Source organism: Brevundimonas sp. (genome assembly GCF_036405315.1).
Taxonomy (GTDB): domain Bacteria; phylum Pseudomonadota; class Alphaproteobacteria; order Caulobacterales; family Caulobacteraceae; genus Brevundimonas.
Window position 1 is genome coordinate 1 of the sequence record NZ_DASWXW010000125.1, and the last position, 5,590, is coordinate 5,590.

The window sequence follows — 5,590 nt, forward strand, 5'->3', positions numbered from 1 at the left end:
CTCCATGACGATGCGGCGCAGGCTTCCCATGCCGACGCCCAGGGCGCGCAGCGAGGCGAACTCCTTGATGTTGGCCATGATGGCCCCGCGCAGGGTCTGCCAGGTGATGGCCACGCCGATGATGATGCCCAGCACCACGCAGCCGCCGATGATGATGACCAGGATGCCTTCCTCGAACATGGCGCCGGCGTTGGCGTCGGCTAGTTCCTGACGGGTCCAGGCCTTCCACTGACCGTTGCCCATCTTGTTCAGCTCGGCGACGACGGCCGGGGCCTGGGCGGGGTCCTTGATCTTGATCATCAGCGGGCCGACGCGCGGGCCGGTGTCGGCCTGGCCCAGCATCCGCAGGGTGTCGCGCGACATGACCACGCCGGGCTGCATCATGTTGGGATAGCCGCGCGTCACGCCGACGACGGTGACGGTCTGGCCGTTGTACAGGGCCTTGTCGCCCAGCTTGACGCCCAGGGTGGTCAGGGCCGTCTCGTCGATCGCCACGGTGTAGGGCTGACGCAGGGCGTCGACCAGTTCCTGGGAATAGTCGGTCGGAATCGTGACCGAGCCGGGCGTGGTGTCGATGATGCTGGACTGGACGAATTTCTGACGCGGGGCGCCCTGGCGCGCGTTGTCGGCCTGGCTGCGGGTCGGATCGACCTCCTTGACCGACTGGAAGGTGCCGCCGGCGCCGTCCAGGGGTTGCACCTCGACCACGGCGGGGTGGTTGTAGGCCAGGGGGATGAAGCGGCGCGGCACGCCTGACGGCCCGTTGATCAGGCTCTTGGCGCCGGGCTGCAGGATCATGATGTCCGCGTTCGAGCGTTCGATCTGGGCGGTGAAGCCCTTGCCGATGCCGATGAAGACACCGGTCATCGCCAGCACGAGCAGACCCGAAAGGGCCAGCGCCATGACGGCGGCCATATAACGTCGCCACTCAAAGAGCAGCGTGGATAGCGCGAGTGACATGACGCGTCTCAAACCCCTGACTTGCAGCGTTATCTGACCGCGCACGACGCCGGGGCCAAGTTAAATCGGGGTAAGGCTGCGGCTTCCCCCCGAAGCCTTGCGGCACTATGGGGGCTTGAGGCCCGTCCTTTGACGGCGCTAGTTACACAATAACAGACGCGAGGCGCCGGGCCTTGCGCGCCGGGAGAGCCATATGTCGCTTCGCCGCACCGTTTCCTTCACCGCCTCGCTGGCCGCCCTCGGGATGGCCGCCGTCCTGGTCAACGCCCCCGCGACCTCGGCCCGCGCCGACGAGGGGATGTGGACCTTCGACAACTTCCCGATCCAGACGGTGAACGACAAGTATGGCACGCGCATCGACCAGGCCTGGCTGGACCGCGTGCGCAACGCCGCCGTGCGCCTGCAGGGCTGCTCGGCCTCGTTCGTCTCGGGCGAAGGCCTGATCCTGACCAACCACCACTGCGTCATCTCCTGCGTTCAGGACCTGTCCACGGCCCAGAACGACTACGTCAAGAACGGCTGGATGCCGGCCACGCGCGAGGAAGAGAAGAAGTGCCCCGGCCAGACCGCCGAGGTCCTGACCGACATCACCGACGTCACCGACCGCGTCCTGGGCGCTGGCGCGGGGCTCGAAGGCGCCGCCTTCGTTCAGGCCCGCGCCGCCGAGATCGACAAGATCCAGAAGGAAGCCTGCGGCGACGACCGCAAGCTGACCTGCCAGGTCATCAGCTTCTATCGCGGCGGCAAGTACGCCCTCTACAAGTTCCGCAAGTACGAGGACGTGCGTCTGGCCTTCGCGCCGGAGTTCCAGGCGGCCTTCTTCGGCGGCGACCCGGACAACTTCAACTTCCCCCGCTACGCCCTCGACGCCGCCTTCCTGCGCGCCTACGAGGACGGCAAGCCGGTCGCGACCCCGAACCATCTGAAGTGGAACGCCAACGCCCCGGCCGAGGGCGACGTGACCTTCGTCGCCGGCAACCCCGGCACCACCCAGCGTCTGCTGACCATGAGCCAGCTGGAGCGTCTGCGCGACCAGCAGCTCCCGACCTCGCTGATCCAGAGCTCGGAACTGCGCGGCCGTCTGATCGAATATTCGACCACGGGCGAAGAAGAAAAGCGCGTCTCGGTCGACCCGATCTTCGGTCTCGAGAACAGTTTCAAGGTCTATTACGGCCAGCAGGGCGCTCTGACCGACCCGGCCTTCATGGGCAAGAAGCGCGCCGAGGAAGCCGAACTGCGTCAGCGCGTCGCCGCCGACCCGGCCCTGGCCGAGCGCATCGGCGATCCGTGGGCGGATCTGGAGAAGGTCCAGGCCGCGGCCCGCGACCTCTACATGCCCTACCGCCAGCTGGAAGGCAGCGCCGGCGGCGGTTCGACCCTCTATTCTTACGCCCGCGCCATCGTCCGCGCGTCCAAGGAGCGCGCCAAGCCGCTCGCCGAGCGCCGCGCCGGCTACGCCGACAGCGACATCGCGGCGCTCGGCCGTCGTCTGGCCTCGGAAGCCCCGATCGCCAAGGGCGTCGAGGAGATCCAGCTGTCCTTCTGGCTGTCCAAGACCCGCGAGTACCTGACCGTCGACAACGCCAACGTGAAGGCGATGCTGGGCCGCGAGAACCCCGAGGGCATCGCCGCCCGCCTGGTCGAGACCAAGCTGATCGATCCGGCCTTCCGCGCCCAGGCCCTCGCCATGACGCCGGAACAGCTGGCTTCGTCGGGCGACCCGATGATCGCCTTCGTCCTGGCCAATGACGACGCGGCCCAGGCCGTCCGCACCCAGTGGGACGCCGCCGTCAACGCCCCGACCGCCCGCGCCGCCGAAAAGGTCGCCCAGGCCCGCTTCGCCGTCTATGGCGACAACCTGTATCCCGACGCGACTTTCTCGCTGCGCCTGTCCTATGGTCAGGTGAAGGGCTGGACCTATCGCGGCGTGACCGTGCCGCCCTTCACCTACATCGGCGGCCTGTACGAGCGCGCCACCGGCGCCGAGCCGTTCAACGCGGCCCAGCGCTTCCTCGACGCCGAGAGCCGGGTCAACAAGAACGTCGTCTATGACTTCGTCTCGACCAACGACATCATCGGCGGCAACTCCGGTTCGCCGGTGATCAACGCCAAGGGTGAAGTGATCGGCGCCGCCTTCGACGGCAACATCCACTCGCTGGGCGGTTCGTTCGGCTACGACGGCGAACTGAACCGCACGGTGACGGTCTCGACCGCCGCCGTCACCGAGGCTCTGCGCAACGTCTACAACCAGCCGCGCCTGCTGCGCGAACTGGGCGTGACGCGCTAAGGGTTTGAGCGCGGCGCCCGATCCAGACGCCGCGCCTCTCCCTCCCCTTCATGGGGAGGGTGGTCGCGCAGCGACCGGGTGGGGAGGGCGTGGTGATGCGAACGCCGCGCCTGACTTGCCTTGCCGCCCCCACCCGGTTTCGCCCTTCCGGGCTCAACCACCCTCCCCATGAAGGGGAGGGAGAAGGTTACGCCCCCGTCTGACGCAGCGCCCTGCTAGCTTCTTTTGAACGGCGCGCGCATTTCAGACTATTCAGACGAATTGGACTCTGTTTTTTCCTCGCCAGAGTCTGAACCAGGAGTTCTCCATGCGTCACATGCTCTTCGCCTCGGCCGCCGTCCTGGCCTTCGCCGCCGCCTCTTCCGCCAAGGCCGAGGAGGGCATGTGGACCTACGACAACTTCCCCATCGCCCGCGCCAACCAGACGCTGGGGACCTCGATCGACCAGGCCTGGCTGGACAAGGTCCGTCTATCGTCGGTCAAGTTCGGCGGCTGCTCGGCGGGCGTCATCTCCGGCGAAGGCCTGGTGATGACCAACAACCACTGCGTCGCCACCTGCGTCGCCAACCTGTCGACCCCGCAGGTGCAGTACGCCGAGACCGGCTTCACCCCGCGCAGCCGCGAGGAGGAGCTGAAATGCCCCGGCGCCACGGCCGAGATCCTGACCGAGATCGTCGACGTCACCGCGCGCCTGCACAAGGCGGGCGAGGGTCTGGAGGGGCAGGCCTTCACCCAGGCCCGCGAGGCCGAGGCCGGCCGCATCGAGACCGAGGCCTGCGGCGATGATCCCAAGATCCGCTGCCAGGTCGTCAGCCTGTATCGCGGCGGCCAGTTCAAGCTCTACAAGTACCGCAAATACTCCGACGTGCGCCTGGCCTGGGCGCCGGAAGACCGCGCCGCGACCTTCGGCGGCGACCTGGACAACTTCTCCTTCCCGCGCTTCGCCATCGATGCGGCCTTCATCCGCCTCTATGAAGACGGCAAGCCCGCCGCGACGCCGATCCACTTCACCTGGAACGCCAGCAAGCCGACCGAGGGCGAGCCCGTCTTCATCACCGGCAACCCCGGCTCGACCCAGCGCCTGCTGACCCAGGCCCAGCTGATGACCATCCGCGACGTGGTCCTGCCGATGGATCAGCTGATCGCCTCCGAGCTGCGCGGCCGTCTGATCCGCTATTCCGAGGAGGGCGAGGAGCAGGCCTTCATCGCCATGGACCCCATCGTCGGCGTCGAGAACACCTACAAGCGCGGCCTGGGCCGGATGCGCGCCCTGACCGACCCCGCCTTCATGGCCGCCAAGGCCGAGGCCGAGGCCGACTTCCGCGCCCGCGCGGCGGGCGGCGCGACGGATCCGTGGGCCACGCTTGAAGGGGTCCAGCCCCTGGCGCGCGAGCTCTACGCCCCGATGGCCCTGCTGGAAGGCGGCACCGGCATGGGCACGACCTCGGTCGCGGGCGGCTCGCCTTTGTTCCAGTGGGCGCGGACCATCGTGCGCGGCGCCCAGGAGCGCGCCAAGCCGTCGGACCAGCGTCTGGGCGAGTTCGCCGACAGCCGCCTGCCGGGCGTGCAATCCGGCCTCTTCGCCGAGCGCCCCACCTATGCGGCGCTGGAGCAGATCCGTCTGGAATGGTGGCTGTCCAAGACCCGCGAATGGCTGACCGTCGACAGCCCCTACGTCCGCACCCTGCTGGGCAAGGAAAGCCCGGAGGCCCTGTCGGCCCGCCTGATCGAGGGCACCAGGCTGGCCGACCCGGCCGTGCGCCGCGCCCTGTGGGAAGGCGGCCTGCCTGCCGTCCAGGCCTCGACCGATCCGCTGATCCAGTACGTCCTGGCCATCGACGCCGACGCCCGCGCCGTCCGCGCCGACTGGGACAACAAGGTCAAGGCCCCGACCGACCGCGCCTCGGAACAACTGGCCGCCGCCCGCTTCAATACCTATGGCGACGCCGTCTATCCCGACGCCACCGGCACCCTGCGCCTGACCTACGGCCGGGTCGAGGGCACGGACGTGCCGGGCCAGCGCATCGGCGCCTTCACCACCTTCGCCGGCCTTTGGGACCGGGCGACGGGGGCCGAGCCCTTCAATGTCGCGCCTAAGCTGCTGGCCGCCAGGGACCGCATCGACCCGAACGCGGTGATGAACATGGCTGTGTCGTCCGACACCATCGGCGGCTCGTCGGGCTCGCCCGCCGTCAACGCCAGGGGCGAGATCATCGGCGCCAACTTCGACTCCACCGTCCTGACCCAGCGCAACGCCTACGGCTATGACCGCAACGTCAACCGCAGCGTCATCGTCACCACCCAGGCCGTGACCACGGCCCTGCGCGACGTCTACGGCATGGA

At 68.4% G+C, this 5,590-nt stretch carries 3 protein-coding genes; 2 read left to right on the top strand and 1 reads right to left on the bottom strand.

Annotated elements, in window-relative coordinates:
- Nucleotides 1-960 (bottom strand): ABC transporter permease (locus VGE49_RS07270; protein ID WP_331033894.1); only part of this gene is annotated, 960 nt, incomplete at its 3' end.
- 193 nt (nt 961-1,153) lie between these two features.
- Between VGE49_RS07270 and VGE49_RS07275 the strand changes: the two genes are divergently transcribed.
- Together VGE49_RS07275 and VGE49_RS07280 are read left to right on the top strand one after the other, a co-directional pair.
- Nucleotides 1,154-3,247, top strand: coding sequence for a S46 family peptidase (locus VGE49_RS07275; protein ID WP_331033895.1), 2,094 nt, complete (start codon nt 1,154-1,156; stop codon nt 3,245-3,247).
- 307 nt (nt 3,248-3,554) lie between these two features.
- A partial coding sequence (locus tag VGE49_RS07280) for a S46 family peptidase (RefSeq protein WP_331033896.1) occupies nt 3,555-5,590 on the top strand: 2,036 nt, incomplete at its 3' end.